Source organism: Methylorubrum sp. B1-46, from assembly GCF_021117295.1.
Taxonomy (GTDB): Bacteria; Pseudomonadota; Alphaproteobacteria; order Rhizobiales; family Beijerinckiaceae; genus Methylobacterium.
This window is the reverse complement of sequence record NZ_CP088247.1, coordinates 2,904,001-2,921,039: the sequence shown is the minus strand read 5'-3', so window position 1 is coordinate 2,921,039 and position 17,039 is coordinate 2,904,001. Positions and strand designations below refer to the sequence as shown.

Below are 17,039 nucleotides of genomic sequence, written 5' to 3'. Positions count from 1 at the left end.
AGACACAGAAACGGCCGCCCAGCCTGAGCGACGATCGATTTTGACTCCAGTGGAGAGCGGTGGCCTGATGCGGCGCGCCCATGCAATGCGGTTCGGCAGCGAGTTTGCCGACGACGGTGTGCGGTTCGCCCTGTGGGCGCCGACCGCCAAGGACGTGACTCTCGTCGTGGATGGGACCGACCATCCGATCCCGGATGTCGGCGAGGGCTGGCGCCGGACCACACTGCCCGGCGTGAAGGCGGGCGCCCGCTACGGCTTCCGCATCGACGGCGATCTCGTGGTGCCCGATCCGGCCTCGCGTTTCCAGCCGGAGGACGTTTCCGCACCGTCCGAGGTGATCGACCCGAAGGCCTACACGTGGTCGGACGGCGAGTGGACCGGGCGGCCCTGGGAAGAAGCGATCGTCTACGAGGTGCATGTCGGGACCGCGACGCCCGAGGGCACTTATGCCGGCCTCGAGAAGCGGCTCGACGATCTGGTCGATCTCGGCGTGACGGCGATCGAGCTGCTGCCGCTCGCCGACTTCAAGGGGACCCGCAACTGGGGCTACGATGGCGTGCTGCCCTACGCCCCGGACTCGGCCTACGGGCGCCCGGACGACCTCAAGCGCCTGATCGACACCGCCCATGCCAAGGGCCTGATGGTGCTGATCGATTGCGTCTACAACCACTTCGGCCCGGCCGGAAACTACCTGCACGCCTACGCCAAGACATTCTTCACCGAGCGTCACCAAACTCCGTGGGGCGCCGGTATCAATTTCGACGGAACGGAATCCGGCCCGGTCGTGCGCGATTACTTTATCGAGAACGCGCTCTACTGGCTGAAGGAGTATCACTTCGATGGCATCCGCTTCGACGCGGTGCACGCGATCCTCGACGACTCCGAGACGCATTTTCTCGCCGAACTCGGCGAGACGATCCGGAAGACCTTTCCGGATCGGCACGTCCACCTGATCCTGGAGAACGAGGCCAATCAGGCCCGCTGGCTGGAGCGTGACGACAAGGGCCAGCCCCTGCAGCACAGTGCGCAATGGGCGGACGACCTTCACCATTGTTGGCACGTGCTGCTGACCGGCGAGGATGCCGGCTATTACGAGAGCTTCGCCGACAAGCCGGTGGAGCATCTGGCCCGCTGCCTCGCGGAGGGGTTCGCCTATCAGGGCGAGCCGTTCCCGACCCTCGACAATCACCCTCGCGGCGAGCCCTCGGGTCACCTGCCGCCCTCGGCTTTCGTCACCTTCCTCCAGAACCACGATCAGGTCGGAAACCGCGCGCTCGGCGAACGGCTGAGCCACCTCGCGGACCCGAAAAAGCTGGCGCTGGCCCGCGCCGGCCTGCTGCTGGCGCCGCAGATTCCGATGCTGTGGATGGGCGAGGAATGGTCGGCCTCGGCGCCGTTCCTGTTCTTTGTGGATTTCGCGCCGGACGAGGAGCTGAACAAGGCCGTGCGCGAGGGGCGCCGCCGCGAGTTCAAGAGCTTCGCGGCCTTCGCCGACGACACCTCCGTGATTCCCGATCCGACGGACGCCAAGACCTTCGAGGATTCGAAGATCGATTGGGACGAAGCCGAGACCGAGCCGCACCGCGCCGTCTGGGCCGATACCCGCAACCTTCTCCAGATCCGCCGGCAGAGTGTCGTGCCGTTGACCAAGAGCCGCTTTCTCGGCGCCAAGGCCACGATCCCGGCGCCGGGCGTGGTGGACTGCACCTGGCTCTACGAGGACGGTTGGCTGCGCTTCGTCGCCAATGTCGGCGACGACGAGTACGCGGCGGATGCCGACGGCGGTCAGGTGATCTGGTCGAACGGCAGCGCCCGGCAGGCGATGCAGCTTCCGTTCTGGACCGGCGTGTTCCTGATCGGGGGCAGCAAGTGAGCAGCTCGGACGTGAGTGTTTCGGACGTGAATGCCCTCGAACGCCTCGCCGACCTCGTCGGGATCGCTGACGGTTTCACCGACGCCTTCGGGCAGCGGGTTGATACGCCGCTGGATGTCCGCCGCGGCATGCTGGAAGCCCTCGGTTTCTCCGCCGGCGACGACGATGCGGTGCGCCACAGCCTCGCCGCCGTCGAGGCCGTGCGCGCCAACGTCGTTCCGCCTCTGCTGGCGGCCGAGGCGCGCCGCGGCCTGCGCGTGCCGGTACGAATGGGCGTGACCACGGGTGCCGTCGCGTGGCGGCTCGTCGACGAGCACGACCGTTCCCGCGAGGGGCGCGCCACACTCACGGCCTCGGAGGAGGGTGCCGGTTTCGACCTGCCGCCGCTGACGCCGGGCTACCACCAACTCACGGTAACGGTCGGCGACCGCCGGGCTCAGGCCTGGATCGTCGCTGCCCCGCAAAAGTGCTGGCGCCCGCGCGCCTATGCCGAGGACGGCGCCCGCGACTGGGGCCTTGCCGCCCAGCTCTACGGTCTTCGCTCGCCTGCCAATCTCGGCATCGGCACCTACGCTGATGCCGGCCGCGCTGCCCGCGATGCGGCCCTGCGCGGTGCCTCGTTCCTGGGGCTCAGCCCGGCCCACGCCCTGTTCCCGACCGACCGGGCGAAGATCTCGCCCTACTCCCCGTCCTCGCGGCTGTTCCTCGAAACCCTCTACATCGAGCCGGGGGCTCTGCCGGGTTTTGCCGGCAGCCGCGCCGAGGCGCTTCTGGAGAGTCACCGCGCTCGCATCGAGGCGCTACGCGACACCTCGCTCGTCGATCATGCCGGCGTGTGGGAGGTTTTGTCTCCCCTTCTCGAAGCCTATTGGGACACCTCCGAGGCGAAGGCGGGCAAGGATGCCGGCTTCGCCGCGTTCCGCGAGGAGGGGGGTGAGAACCTCGAATCGCACGCGACCTTCGATGCCCTCTCGGAGCACTTCCGGGCCAAGGGCGCCCACTGGCTCGGCGATTGGCCAGAGGCGTATCGCCGCGCCGGCACCGACGCCGTCCGAGCCTTCGCTGAAGAACACGCGGAGCGCATCGCCTACCACGTCTTCCTGCAATACCTCGCCGACAGCCAGCTCAAGGCCTCGTCCGAGCTGGCGCTCAAGGCCGGCATGCGCCTCGGGCTCTACCGCGATCTCGCGGTCGGCGCCGACCGGGGCGGCTCCGAGATCTGGTCGCATCCCGAGCGTTTCGCCGATGGCGTCTCCATTGGCGCACCGCCGGACCTGCTCGCACCCAAGGGCCAGGATTGGGGCCTGCCGGCCTTCGATCCGCTGGAGATGGAGCGCGACGGCCTCAAGGCGTTCCGCGCGCTGGTGAAGGCAAACATGCGCCATGCCGGCGCGATCCGCATCGATCATGCCTTCCAGCTCGCTCGCCTGTTCCTGATCCCGCTCGGCCGTTCGGCCCGCGAGGGTGCCTACGTAGCGATGCCGTTCGAGCCGATGCTGGCGGTGCTCCGTCTCGAAAGCCACCGCGCCAAATGCCTCGTCATCGCTGAGGATCTCGGCACGGCGCCGGAGGGCTTCTCCGATGCGCTGATGCAATCGGGCATTCTCAGCTACCGCATTCTCGCCTTCGAGCGGGAGAACGGCGGTGCCTTCAAGGCGCCCGACGCGTATCCGAAGGACGCGCTCACGGCGATCACCACACATGACCTGCCGACCTTCGTCGGGTGGTGGCGCGGTGTCGATACCGACACCCGGCAATCACTCGGCCTCTACGATGCCGATCGGGCCGAGGCCGAGCGCACGGAGCGCGTCAGCGAGCGCTGGCGCCTGTCGGAGGCTCTGGCCGCCCAGCAGCTCCTGCCGAGTTCCGAGCCGCCGGAGCAAGCGCCCTTCGAGGCCGCCGCCCGATACCTCGCCCGTGCGCCCTCGATCCTGACCGCCGTGCAGTATGAGGACGTGGTCGGCGAACTCAGCCAAGCCAACGTGCCCGGCTCGACCGAGGGCTACCCGAACTGGCGGCGCAAGCTCGACCGCAATCTCGAGGCGATCGCCGCGCCGGGTGGCCCGCTCGCCAAGCTCGCCGCCGCCCTCTCGGCGGAGGAGCGCGGTCCGCGCTCGGGCGCCGCGCGCCTCGCCTCGGCCCCGCCGCGCGCGACCTACCGCCTGCAGTTCCACGAAGGTTTCACCTTCGCGGATGCGGAGAAGGTCGTCCCCTACCTCGCGCGGCTCGGGGTGAGTCACGTCTACGCCTCGCCGCTCCAGCGGGCGCGGCCGGGCTCGACCCACGGCTACGACATCGTCGACCACTCGCAGATCAATCCCGAAATTGGCGGCGAGGAGGGATTCTGCAGCTTCACCGACGCGCTTCACGCGCACGGGCTGAAGCTTCTGCTCGATATCGTGCCCAACCATATGGGCGTGGGTGGTGCCGACAATCCGTGGTGGCTCTCGGTGCTCGAATGGGGCGGTCTCTCACCCGCGGCCAATGCTTTCGACATCGACTGGGAGCGGCTTGGCGCCAACGGCAAACTCGTCATCCCCTTCCTCGGCGAGCGCTACGGCGAGGCGCTGGAGAAGGGCACGCTTGAGCTGAAGTTCGACGAGGCGGCCGGTGCCTTCAGCGTCTGGCACTACGAGCACCAGTTCCCAATCTGCCCGCTGCAATACCCGACGATCCTCAACCGGGCGCTCGCGGCGCTGGGCGAGATCGGCGACGACATGTCGGCGGAAGTGCTCTCGATCACCGAGCGCCTGCGCGCCATGGGCGAGGAGACGAACTCCGAGCGCCGCCGGGCCATGCCCCAGGCGGCCGAGGCGTTGAAGCGCCAGCTCGCGGGCGCCGTGCGGGCCTCGCCGCAGATGGCGGCGTCGATCTACCGGGCGCTGCACCTGCTCAACGGCAACCGCGACTATCCCGATAGCTTCGGACCGCTGCACCGGCTGCTCGAACAGCAATCCTACCGGCTCGCCCATTGGCGGATTGCGTCGAGCGACATCAACTATCGCCGCTTCTTCGACGTGAACTCGCTCGCGGGCCTGCGCGTCGAGCTGTCGGACGTCTTCGTCCGCTCGCACGACCTTCTCTTCCGCCTGATCGGCGAGGGCCGCATCGACGGCCTGCGCATCGATCACATCGACGGTCTCGCCGACCCGCTCGGCTATGCCCGCGCGCTTCAGGCCGCGGTCGGGCCGGGTTTCTACATCGTGGTCGAGAAGATCCTCGAGCCCGGTGAGAAGCTGCGCGACTGGCCGGTCGCTGGCACCACCGGCTACGACGTGCTGAACCAGCTCGACGGCATACTGGTGGATCGTGCTCTCAAGCCGCGTATCGAAAAGTTCTATCGGTGGGCCACCGATATGGACGAGCCCTACGGTTTCCAGTTCCGGGCGGCCAAGGCGGAAATCCTCGAGATCAGCTTCGCCTCGGAACTCGAGGTGATGACGGGCGACCTGAAGCAGATCGCCGATTCCGACCGGCGGACCCGCGACTTCTCCACCAACGCCATCCGCCGGGCGCTGATCGAGATCGTCGCGCGCTTTCCCGTCTACCGCTCCTACCTCCCAGGCGATCTCGATGAGACCGAGATCGAGCTGGAAGATGTGCGGTTGATCGAGGGAGCCGTTCGCAAGGCCAAGCGCTGGAGCGCCCTGCCGGATCGATCGGTCCACGACTTCGCCGCCGATGCTCTGCTCGGGCGTATCGATGTCGGCGGCGCCGGACATCCGGATCAGCAGGTGGTGCTGCGCTTCCGCCGCCGCTTCCAGCAGCTCACCGGCCCGGTGATGGCCAAGAGCCTGGAAGACACGCTGTTCTACCGGTTCGTCGAGTTGCTCGCCCTCAACGAAGTCGGCGGCGATCCCGGCGAGTACGGCATCGATGCGGAGCACTTCCACGCGCTTCAGGCGGCGCGGGCCCGCGACTGGCCGAACGCGATGATCACCACGGCCACCCACGACACCAAGCGCGGCGAGGATGCCCGCTCGCGCCAGCTCGCCCTCTCCGAACTCCCGGAGGAATGGGCGCGCGCCTGGGACACGTGGCGCCGTGCCTCGGAAGCCCACATCAGGCAAGTCGAGGGCGAGCCCGCCCCCGATCCCAACGATCAGTGGATGTTCCTCCAAGCGATTCTCGGCGCGTGGCCGCTGGAGCTTCTCGAGCGCGACGATCCCGACGCGATCGAGGACTTCCGCAAACGCCTCGACGCCTATGCCGAGAAGGCATTGCGCGAGAGCAAGCGCCGGTCGAGCTGGGTCAACGTGGACGAGGGCTACGAGAGCGCCGTCCACGCGCTCTTCGCTGCCCTCATCACCCCCGGCTCGGATTGCCTCCAGCGCCTCCGGCCGCTGGTGCGGCGGCTCGCCTTCCTCGGCATGATCGCCGGTCTCGGACGCACCGTGCTCAAATGCACCCTGCCGGGCATCCCCGACACCTATCAGGGCACCGAGTTCTGGGACTTCTCCTTCGTCGATCCCGACAATCGTCGGCCGGTCGATTACGAGGAGCGGGCGCGTGCCCTGGAAGCCGGCGGTGCTCCGGCTGCGCTGATCGGTGCTTGGTCCGACGGCCGTGTGAAGCAGGCGACGCTCGCGCGCCTGCTCGCCGACCGGGCAGAGCGCCCGGCCTTCTACGCCGATGCCGATTACCGGCCGCTACCAGCCGAGGGCCCGCGTGCTGAGCACGTCATCGCTTTCACCCGCTCTGCGGCGACCTCCGGTGCCGACGATCTACTGGTGGCGGTGCCCCGCCTTGTCGCACGCCTGACGCCCGAATCAGGTTGGTCGGGCGAGGCTTTCGCCGGAACCGTCCTCCCGGTGCCGGAGGGCAGCCGGTGGACCGACGTGATCGGCGGCAGCGAGATCGATGCCGAGGGCGATCGCCTCGACCTCGGTCTGCTCTTCGCGGCGCTGCCCTATGTGGTGCTGCGACGGACCGCTTGAGGGCGGTGCACGATTGTCCGGTCATCGGCCCTGACGCGGTGACCGAACCGGAGCCGCGGGCGTTTCCGGACGGCCACCCTGCGGCTCAAGACCCATCAGAACGCGCCAAGGCGTGAAGCGACAAGACGGAGGCGATCGATGAACGCACCGAACACCGCGATGGCGCCCGCGACCCGGACTGGGGCGGAGACCGTGGCCCTGCCGGCCGCCTTCGCGCCCCGCGCCCAGGGTCCGCGCATCTACAACCTGTTCCCGCTCCTCGTCGGTACGGTCTCGGCCTGGACGACGGAACTGCCGCGCATCGCCGGTCTCGGCTTCGACTGGGTCTATCTCAACCCGTTCCACCAGACCGGCGGCTCACGCAGCCTCTACGCCGTGGCCGATCTCGACGCGCTGGATGAGCGGTTCCGCGATCCCGACGGCACGCCCGACGACGAGCAGATCACCCGCTTCTGCCGGGCGGCGGCGTCGCACGGCCTTTCGGTGATGAGCGACCTCGTCATCAATCACACCGCCGACAACGCCCGCCTGTTCCACGAGCGGCCCAACTTGTTCGTGCGGGACGCCGACGGCAAGCCGGTGAGCCCGGCAGCGATCGATCCGGACGATCCGTCGAAGCGCACGGTCTGGGGGGACCTGATCGAGCTCGACTACCATTCCGAACATGCGCGGGACGAGCTGACCCGAATCTTCGACGGCTACATCGCCCGGCTGCAGCGCCTCGGCGTACGTGGCTTCCGCTGCGATGCGGCTTACAAGGTGCCGCCGGATGTCTGGCGGGCTCTGATCCAGGCCGCCAAGCAGCGTGAGCCGGACACGCTGTTCGCCGCCGAAACCCTCGGCTGCACCTTCGAGGAGGCGCAGGCGACGGCCGGTGCGGGCTTCGACTATCTGTTCAACTCCTTCGCGTGGTGGAATCTCAAAGCACCTTGGGCTCTGGAGCAGTACGAGCGGCTGCGGATAGTCGCCCCCTCCATCGCCTTCCCCGAGAATCACGACATGAGCCGGCTCGCCGCCGACATCCCCGGCGGCGCGGAGGCGGTCGCCCAGCGGCTGAAGACGCGATACGCGCTGGCGGCCTTCTTTTCGGCCGGCGTGCTGATGCCGATCGGCTACGAGTGGGGCTATGCCCGAGCGCTCCACGTCGTCGAGACCCATCCCGGCTCGCGCGAGCACGAAACCGGCATCGACATCTCGGGCTATGTGGCGGCGATCAACGCGCTGAAGGCTGAGATCCCGGCCGCCAATGTCGAGGGCGCGCAGATGCGCCTTTCGGCGCCCGACGCACCCTTCACCGCCCTGTTCCGCACCGATACGGGCCATCCGGCCTCGGCGCATTCGGCCACGCTGATCCTGTTCAATCCGGGTGAGACACCGGCCCCGGTCGATGCCGGCCGCCTCATCGAGCGGACCGGCGGCCAGCTCGGCACCTTCATCGACCGGACCCCCGAAGCCGAGCCCATCGCCTTCCATCCGGGTGCCAGCATCGATCTGCAGCCAGGCGAGATCCGCATCCTCGTGGCCGAGCGCGCCAAGGTCGCCGCCCCGCCACCGCCGACGACACCGGAAGGCAAGGGCCGCGTCGTCATCGAGGCGGTGACGCCGGAGATCGACGGCGGCCGCTCGGCGGTGAAGCGTGTCGTCGGCGAGCAGGTCCGTGTCGAGGCCGATATCTTCTCCGACGGCCATGAGATCATCAACGCGGCGATCCTTTCCCGCGTCGTCGGCGAGGAGACGTGGCGACGCGACCCGATGGTGTTCGTCGACAACGACCGCTGGGCCGGCCATTTCCCACTCGAGAGGAACGCCCGCTACGAGTTCACCATCGAAGCGTGGCGCGACGGCTTCTCCTCCTGGGTCCGCGACACTCTGAAGAAGCGCGATGCCGGCATCGATGTGCGCCTGGAGACGATCGAGGGCGTCGAGTTGATCCAGATCGCCGAGGATCTGGCGAGCGGCGCCGACAAGCAGCGGCTCGATGCGCTGATCCGCTCGCTCGCCGCCGAGCCCGAGGGCTCGCCCGTGATCCTCGAAAAGATCCTGGCCCCCGAATCGACCGCGCTGATCCGGCGCAACGCCGAGCGGGTGAACCTCTCGCGCTATCCGGTGAACATCCCGGTCATCGCCGACCGCCTCGCCGCCCGCTTCTCGGCTTGGTACGAGATCTTCCCGCGTTCGCAATCCGGCGATCCGAACCGCCACGGTACCTTCGCGGACGTGATCCGGCGCCTGCCCGAGATCCGCGAACTCGGCTTCGACGTGCTCTATTTCACCCCGATCCACCCGATCGGGAAGACGAACCGCAAGGGCAAGAACAACACGCTCAAGGCGCAGCCCGGCGATGTCGGCTCGGTCTACGCGGTGGGCTCGGAAGAAGGCGGCCACGAGGCCGTGCATCCCGAACTCGGCACGCTTGCAGATTTCCGCCAGCTCGTTGCCGCGAGCCACGCGCACGGCATGGAAGTCGCCATCGACTTCGCGATCCAGTGCTCGCCGGACCATCCGTGGATCAAGAACCACCCGGAATGGTTTGAGTGGCGCCCCGACGGCACGCTGAAATTCGCCGAGAACCCGCCGAAGAAGTACGAGGACATCTCCAACGTCCATTTCTACGGCGGGGCTTTGCCCTCGCTCTGGATCGAGCTGCGCGACATCGTCCTCGGCTGGTGCGCGCATGGCGCTCGCATCTTCCGGGTCGACAACCCGCACACCAAGCCGATCCCGTTCTGGGAGTGGATGCTGCGCGAGGTGAATGCCCAGTACCCCGACGCCATCTTCCTGGCGGAGGCCTTCACCCGGCCGAAGATGATGAAGAAGCTGGCCAAGGCCGGCTACCAGCAGAGCTACACCTACTTCACGTGGCGCAACACGAAGCAGGAGCTGACCGAGTACGCCCTGGAATTGGCCGGCGAGATGGGCGAGTACTATCGCCCGAACTTCTTCGCCAACACGCCCGATATCAATCCGTACTATCTCCAGACCAGCGGCCGGCCGGGCTTCATCGTGCGCGCGACACTGGCCGCGACGCTCTCGTCGATCTACGGCATCTACAACGGCTTCGAACTGTGCGAGGCCGCGCCGTATCCCGGCAAGGAAGAGTACCTCGATTCGGAGAAATATGAGCTGAAGGCGTGGGACTATCACCGCCCGGGCAATATCCGCGAGCACATCATCAAGCTCAATCAGGCACGCCGGGACAACCCGGCCTTGTGGGACTTCCGGAACATCCACTTCACGGGGGCCTGGAACGACAACATCATCGCCTACGCGAAGGTCACGCCGGAGCGCGACAACTGCGTGTTCGTGATGGTCAACCTCGATCCGAAGAACCGCCAGGAATGCACCTACGAGGTGCCGCTGCATCTTCTCGGTCTGCCCGATGACGGGGCGGTCGAGGTCGAGGATCTGCTCGCGGGCTACAAGTTCGAGCTCTACGGCAAGAACCACCGGATCGCCCTCGACCCCGCCGACCGTTCGGCGATCGTCTGGCGGCTGCGGCCTCGGCGCTCCTGACACGCGCTCCCGCGCCGAGCCGGCCTCCACTTTCGGCGCGGGGCGCTCTAGTTCCGGCGGAATACGGCGCTCACCGTCGTCTTCTTGCCAAGAAGCGGGCCGAGGAGGCTCGCAGCCCGGTGCCGCACGGCCCGGTTCCGCTCTCGAAAGTGACGTGAGGCAGCGACGGGATGATCGATCGCAGCGATCCGCAGTGGTACCGTGACGCCATCATCTACCAGATCCACGTCAAGTCGTTCTTCGACTCGTCGAACGATGGGATCGGGGACTTCGAGGGCCTGACGCAGAAGCTCGACTATGTCCGCGACCTCGGGGTCACGGCGATCTGGCTGATGCCGTTCTATCCCTCGCCGCTGCGCGACGACGGCTACGACATCGCCGACTACCGCGACATCAACCCGTCCTACGGGACGATGGAGGATTTCAGGGCCTTCGTGGCGGCGGCGCACGAGCGGGGCCTGCGCGTCATCACCGAGCTGGTCATCAACCACACCTCGGACCAGCATCCCTGGTTCCAGCGCGCTCGCGAGGCACCTCCCGGATCACCCGAACGGAACTTCTACGTCTGGTCGGACACCGACGAGCCGTACAGCGACACGCGTATCATCTTCCTCGACACGGAAGTCTCGAACTGGACCTGGGACCCGGTCGCGAAGCAGTATTTCTGGCACCGTTTCTACTCGCACCAGCCCGACCTGAACTTCGACAACCCGGCTGTGCTGGAAGCCGTGATCGAGGTGATGCGCTACTGGCTCGACATGGGCGTGGACGGGCTTCGCCTCGACGCGATCCCCTACCTGATCGAGCGCGACGGAACGAACTGCGAGAACCTCGCGGAGACGCACGACGTCATCAAGAAGATACGCGCGGCGCTCGACGAGAGCTATCCCGACCGGATGCTGCTGGCCGAGGCCAACCAGTGGCCGGAAGAAACGGCCCAGTATTTCGGTGACGGCGACGAATGCCACATGGCGTTCCACTTCCCGCTGATGCCGCGGATGTACATGGCGATCGCCCGCGAGGATCGGCACCCGATCACCGACATCATGCGCCAGACCCCGGAGATCCCGGAAGGCTGCCAGTGGGCGATCTTCCTGCGCAACCACGACGAGCTGACGCTCGAAATGGTGACGGCCGAAGAGCGTGACTATCTCTGGTCGTTCTACGCCGCCGAGCGGCGCGCCCGCATCAATCTCGGCATCCGCCGCCGCCTCGCGCCGCTGCTGGAGAACGACCGGCGCAAGATCGAGCTGATGAAGTCCCTCGTTCTGTCGATGCCCGGCACGCCGGTGCTCTATTACGGCGACGAGATCGGCATGGGCGACAACATCTATCTCGGCGACCGCGACGGTGTGCGCACGCCAATGCAGTGGTCACCGGACCGGAACGGCGGCTTCTCGCGCGCCAACCCGCAGCGGCTGTTCCTGCCCTCGATCCAAGACCCGATCTACGGTTACGACGCGATCAACGTCGAAGCGCAGATCCAGGCGCAGACCTCACTGCTGAACTGGACGCGGCGCATGATCGCGATCCGCAACAACTCCGTCGCGCTCGGGCGCGGCGCGATCCAGTTCCTCTATCCGGCCAACCGCAAGGTGCTCGCCTGGATCCGCGAACACGAGAACGAGCGCATCCTCTGCGTCGCCAATCTATCGCGGGCGCCGCAGGCGGTGCAGCTCGACCTGTCCGACCTGCGCGGCGCGATCCCGATCGAGCTGACCGGCGGCACCGCCTTCCCGGCCATCGGCGAGCTGCCCTACCTGCTGACGCTGCCGGCCTACGGCTTCTACTGGTTCTCGCTGTCGGTCGCGAATACCGGCGAGATCGGCCCGCAGCCGCAGAGCCCCGAACTGTTCACGCTGGTGCTCACCGGCGGCATCGAGACCCTGATCAAGGGCCGCGAGCGCACCGCCTTCGAGCGCACCGTGGCGCCGCCCTTCATCGGCTCGCGCCGCTGGTTCGGCGCCAAGGGCTCGCGCATCAAGTCGGTGCAGGTCGATGACAGCGCCATCGTCAAGGATGCCACCGGCGAGGGCAAGTTCCTGCTGCCGCGGGTGGCGGTGACGCTCGCTAACGGCGAGCGGCAGGATTATTTCGTGCCGCTCGCGGTCGAGGAAGGCCGTGAGGACGAGGCGCTGCTGGACCACGCGGTCGCCCGCGTGCGCCGCGGCCCGCGCACCGGCCTGCTCTACGAGGCCGCCGCCGCGGCCCCCTTCACGGTCGCCCTGATCGAAGCGATGCGCGACGACGTGACGATCCCGTCCGAGCGCGGCAGTATCGTCTTCTCGACGACCTCGGCCTACGATCCGGAGGTGCCATTCGAGGCCGCCGACGTGCGCCGCCTCTCGGCCGAACAGAGCAACACCTCGATCGCCATCGGCGCCCGGATGATGCTCAAGCTGCTGCGCCGCCTCCAGCCCGGCACGCATCCGGAAATCGAGATCGGGCGCTTCCTCACCGAGCAGGCGCATTTCGCCAACACGCCCGCTCTGCTCGGCGTGGTCGAGCACGTGGCCGAAGACGGCACCCGCACGGCGCTGGCGCTCCTCCAGAAGTTCGTCCTGAACCAGGGCGATGCCTGGACGCTGATGCTGGAGGGCCTGCGGCGCGACTTCGAGACCGTGGTGCTCGCCCCCGAGAGCGAGGCGCCGACGCCGGAGGACGCCTTCAACGCGCATCTGCGCTGGGCGATTCTGCTCGGCCAGCGCACGGCCGAGCTGCATCGGGCCTTCTCGATCGAGACCGATGACCCGGCCTTCGCGGTCGAGCCCTTCGAGGCCGACGATCTCGCCGCGCTGGTGAACGATGCCCGCCATCAGGCAGCCCGGGCCTTCAAGGGCCTCGATGCGATCACGGCGTGGTCGCCGGGGTCGGCCAGCGAGGCGCTGGCCGCCCGCCGTGGCGAGGTCGAGACCCTCATCGACGAGCTGGCCGCCGGCCCGCTGCGGGGCGCCACTAAGACGCGTATCCACGGCGACTATCACCTCGGCCAGGTGCTGGCCTCCGAGGGCGATCTCATCATCGTCGATTTCGAGGGCGAGCCCTCGCGCCCTGTCGAGCAGCGCCGGGCCAAATCGACGCCGCTGCGCGACGTCGCCGGCATGCTGCGCTCTTTCGCCTACGGGGCCGAGACCGTGGTGCGCGAGATCACCGCCCGCTTCGGCGACAGCGAGGAGCGCGCCCGCAACGCGGCGATCGCGTGGCGCGGCATGATCGATGCAGCGTTCCTCGACGGCTACGGACAAGCCGTGGCCGGCAGCCGGGCGGCGGTGGAGGATGCGGAGACGCATCGCGGCCTGCTGCGCCTGAGCCTGCTGACCAAGGCGCTCTACGAGGTCGATTACGAGGTCAACAACCGCCCCGACTGGATCGAAATCCCGGCACGGGGTGTTCTCAACATACTGGATGAGGCCAAGCGCGACCGCGCTTCGGTCTGACGATCACGCCCTCGCGCCGGGCTCGATCCCCGCGCCGGCCCGAGGGCGAATCCCTGGAAGAGGTGACTGGATGACGGCTCTGGACGAGAAGGCCGCGGCTCGAAACGAGGGGCAGGCGGCCGCCAACGTCCCGAACAGGTCAGGTTCGACCGAGGCGCCTCGCGCGCCCCGGCCGGCGGATTCGTTGGGCGGAGATGGGGGAGCGCCGCGCGTCGGCCGTCCTGCGTCGCAACCCCGCGACGGCCATCTCCACCCCGATGCGGTTGCCGCCGTCATGGCGGCCGATCACGGGGATGCTTTCGGCGTGCTCGGTCCGCATCAGGTCGGGCCCGGTGCTTGGGAAGTCCGTGCGATCCTGCCCGAGGCCAAGTCGGCTCGGCTCGTGACCGGCGGTCAGAGCATCCCGTTCGAGCGCGTCCACCCGGATGGATTCTACGTCGCCAGCGTGAAGAGCGAGGGCCGTCCGCTCTACGAGATCGAGGTCGAGGCCTGGGACGGCACCAGCGCCCGCCGCCACGATCCCTACGGCTTCGGCCCCTCGCTGGAGCAGAGCGAGATCGACGGCCTTCGCCAGATCGGCAGCAACCTCGTCTACCGCGTGCTCGGCGCCCATGCGGGTGAACTCGACGGCATTTCCGGCTTCCGCTTCGCGGTCTGGGCCCCGAACGCCCGCCGGGTCAGCGTGGTCGGCGACTTCAACGATTGGGACGGCCGGCGCCACCCGATGCGGCTGTGGCTCAACGGCGGCGTCTGGGAGCTGTTCGTGCCCGGTCTCAAGGCCGGCCAGAACTACAAATTCGAGATCCGCGGCCCCGACGGGACGTTGCAGCCGCTCAAGGCCGACCCGGTCGCTTTCCGGGCCCAACACCCGCCGCAGACAGCCTCCGTGCTGCAGGGCCTCAACGAGCCGCAATGGCACGACAGCGCCTGGATGGACTCACGCGGCGAGAAGGACCCGCGCCACGCCGCCATGTCGGTCTACGAGGTCCATCTCGGCTCCTGGGCGCGGGTGCCGGGCGAGGGCAACCGCTACCTCACCTACAAGGAGCTGTCCGACCGGCTGATCCCCTATGTCAAGGAGCTCGGCTTCACCCATATCGAGCTTCTGCCGATCACAGAGTACCCGTTCGACGGTTCCTGGGGCTACCAGCCGGTCTCGCTGTTCGCACCGACCAGCCGCTTCGGCACGCCCGACGACTTCGTCGCCTTCGTCAACGCCGCCCACGCGGCCGGTATCGGTATCCTTCTCGATTGGGTGCCCGGCCACTTCCCCCTCGACGCACACGGTCTCGGCCTGTTCGACGGCACGCATCTCTACGAGCACGCCGACCCGCGCCAGGGCTTCCACCAGGATTGGGGCACCTACATCTACAATTTCGGCCGCACCGAAGTGTCGGCCTTCCTCACGGCCAACGCCCGCTTCTGGCTGGAGCACTACCATCTCGACGGCCTGCGGGTGGATGCGGTGGCTTCGATGCTCTACCTCGACTACTCGCGGCGCGCGGGCGAGTGGATCCCGAACCAGTACGGTGGCAACGAGAATCTCGACGCCATCAACTTCATGCGCAAGACCAACGAGGCGACCTACAGCCACGCTCCGGGCACGATCACGGTGGCCGAGGAATCGACCTCGTGGCCGGGCGTCTCGCACCCGACCTATACCGGCGGCCTCGGCTTCGGCTTCAAGTGGAACATGGGGTGGATGCACGACACCCTGAAATACATGTCGGAGGATCCGATCCACCGGCGCTACCACCACCACAACCTGACCTTCGGCCTGCTCTACGCCTTCTCGGAAAACTTCGTGCTGCCGCTCTCCCACGACGAGGTGGTGCACGGGAAGGGCTCGCTGCTCGGCAAGATGCCGGGCGACCGCTGGCAGAAATTCGCGAATCTGCGCGCCTATTTCGGCTTCATGTGGGGCCACCCCGGCAAGAAGCTGCTCTTCATGGGCGGCGAGTTCGGCCAGGAGCGCGAGTGGAACCACAATCAGTCGCTCGACTGGCACCTCCTCGACGATTCCCTGCACGCAGGCGTCAAGGATCTGATCCGGGATCTGAACCACGTCTACACCTCGACGCCGGCACTCTATGTCCGCGACGTCGAGCCCGGCGGCTTCCAGTGGCTGGTGGCGGACGACTCCGACAACTCGGTCATTGCCTGGGCCCGCAAGGGCAAGGCGGAGGGGGAGGTCGCCATCGTCGTCTCGAACTTCACGCCGGTGCCGCGTGAGGGTTACCGTGTCGGCGTTCCGGCGGCGGGCTATTACCGCGAGGCGATCAACTCCGACGCCGAGCGCTACGGCGGCTCGAATGTCGGCAATATGGGTGGCGTGCAGAGCCAGCCGGAGCAGAGCCACGGCCAGCCGCACTCGCTGAGCCTGACGCTGCCGCCGCTCTCGACCCTGATCCTGATCCGCGAGGGTTGACCGTCGAACCGGGGCGGCTCAGCCGCCCCGCGGACCGAACAGGATGACCGCCATCCCGGCGAGGCAGATCGCCCCGCCGGCCATGTCCCAGCGGTCGGGCCGGTGCCCCTCGATCCCCCAGAGCCAGAGGATCGAGGCGACGATGTAGACGCCGCCATAGGCAGCGTAGGTGCGCCCGGCGGCATCGCTCTCCACCAAGGTGAGAAGCCACGCGAACAGCGCCAGCGAAGCCATCCCCGGTGCAACCCACCAGGCCGTCCGCTCCAGCCGCAGCCACGCCCAGAAGGCGAAGCACCCGGCGATCTCGGCCAGTGCGGCTCCCGAATAGGCGAGAAGGGTTCTGCTCATCGGCAACGCTTGGCCCGGTTCGGGCCCGGCGCCAAGGCGTTTTGAGCAGTTGTTGAGGCGGGAGGCTGGGGCTGTCCCCCCGGCTACGCATCATCCTCCGGTGCGAACACCTCGCCCTTCTCTGCCAGCCGCACATTGGCACGGTCGGCTGGCAGATCCCGTAAATCACGGTAATCCCTCAGAAGCCGATGGAGATCGGCGCGCGCCGGATCGGTGGGTTCGGGGGCTCCGGGATCGAAGCCCTCCACCGCCCTCTCGACCCGCTGGTCCAAGATGGCGCGGTTCTGTGGGTCGAGCCCCTCGATGCGCGCCAGTAGGTCGGCAACAGCCGCACGCTTCGTCTCCAGCTCCGTCATCGCTCACCTCGTCTTCAACGCGCGAGACCATCGCCCGAATCCGGTCGCAGTTCCGCAACGAGGCAGCCTCGGACCTCCAACCGATGGAGCGGATTGCTACGGTATGACCCTGCTCGTCACCGAGGAAGCTGAAGCTCCAGCCGCGAG

Annotated in this window: 7 protein-coding genes; 5 read left to right on the top strand and 2 right to left on the bottom strand. The window is 67.7% G+C overall.

What is annotated here, in order from left to right; all coding sequences use genetic code 11:
* Positions 1-67: 67 nt before the first annotated feature.
* The 5 genes from treZ to glgB all read left to right on the top strand — a co-directional run bounded on the left by treZ (position 68) and on the right by glgB (position 16,188).
* On the top strand, positions 68-1,873 hold the full coding sequence (gene treZ, locus LPC10_RS13470) for a malto-oligosyltrehalose trehalohydrolase (RefSeq protein ID WP_231342277.1): 1,806 nt from the start codon (positions 68-70) through the stop codon (positions 1,871-1,873).
* Complete coding sequence (locus LPC10_RS13465; protein WP_231342275.1) at positions 1,870-6,810, top strand: malto-oligosyltrehalose synthase; 4,941 nt, start codon at positions 1,870-1,872, stop codon at positions 6,808-6,810. Before treZ ends, LPC10_RS13465 begins: the two co-directional genes overlap by 4 nt.
* Positions 6,811-6,948: 138 nt before the next feature.
* Complete coding sequence (locus tag LPC10_RS13460; RefSeq protein ID WP_231342272.1) at positions 6,949-10,323, top strand: maltotransferase domain-containing protein; 3,375 nt, start codon at positions 6,949-6,951, stop codon at positions 10,321-10,323.
* A 170-nt stretch (positions 10,324-10,493) separates the two neighbouring features.
* Positions 10,494-13,760: a maltose alpha-D-glucosyltransferase gene (gene treS, locus LPC10_RS13455; RefSeq protein WP_231342270.1), complete on the top strand. Its 3,267-nt coding sequence runs from the start codon at positions 10,494-10,496 to the stop codon at positions 13,758-13,760.
* Positions 13,761-13,830: 70 nt separating this feature from the next.
* The gene (gene glgB, locus LPC10_RS13450; RefSeq protein ID WP_231342268.1) at positions 13,831-16,188 is read left to right on the top strand and encodes a 1,4-alpha-glucan branching protein GlgB; all 2,358 of its coding nucleotides are present in this window, start codon (positions 13,831-13,833) and stop codon (positions 16,186-16,188) included.
* A gap of 18 nt (positions 16,189-16,206) precedes the next feature.
* Here the strand turns inward: glgB and LPC10_RS13445 are convergent, their stop codons facing one another.
* Both LPC10_RS13445 and LPC10_RS13440 read right to left on the bottom strand, forming a co-directional pair.
* A complete protein-coding gene (locus tag LPC10_RS13445; protein ID WP_231342266.1) occupies positions 16,207-16,536 on the bottom strand; it encodes a YnfA family protein in 330 nt (109 codons plus the stop codon).
* An 83-nt stretch (positions 16,537-16,619) separates the two neighbouring features.
* On the bottom strand, positions 16,620-16,892 hold the full coding sequence (locus LPC10_RS13440) for a hypothetical protein (protein ID WP_231342264.1): 273 nt from the start codon (positions 16,890-16,892) through the stop codon (positions 16,620-16,622).
* Positions 16,893-17,039 lie beyond the last annotated feature (147 nt).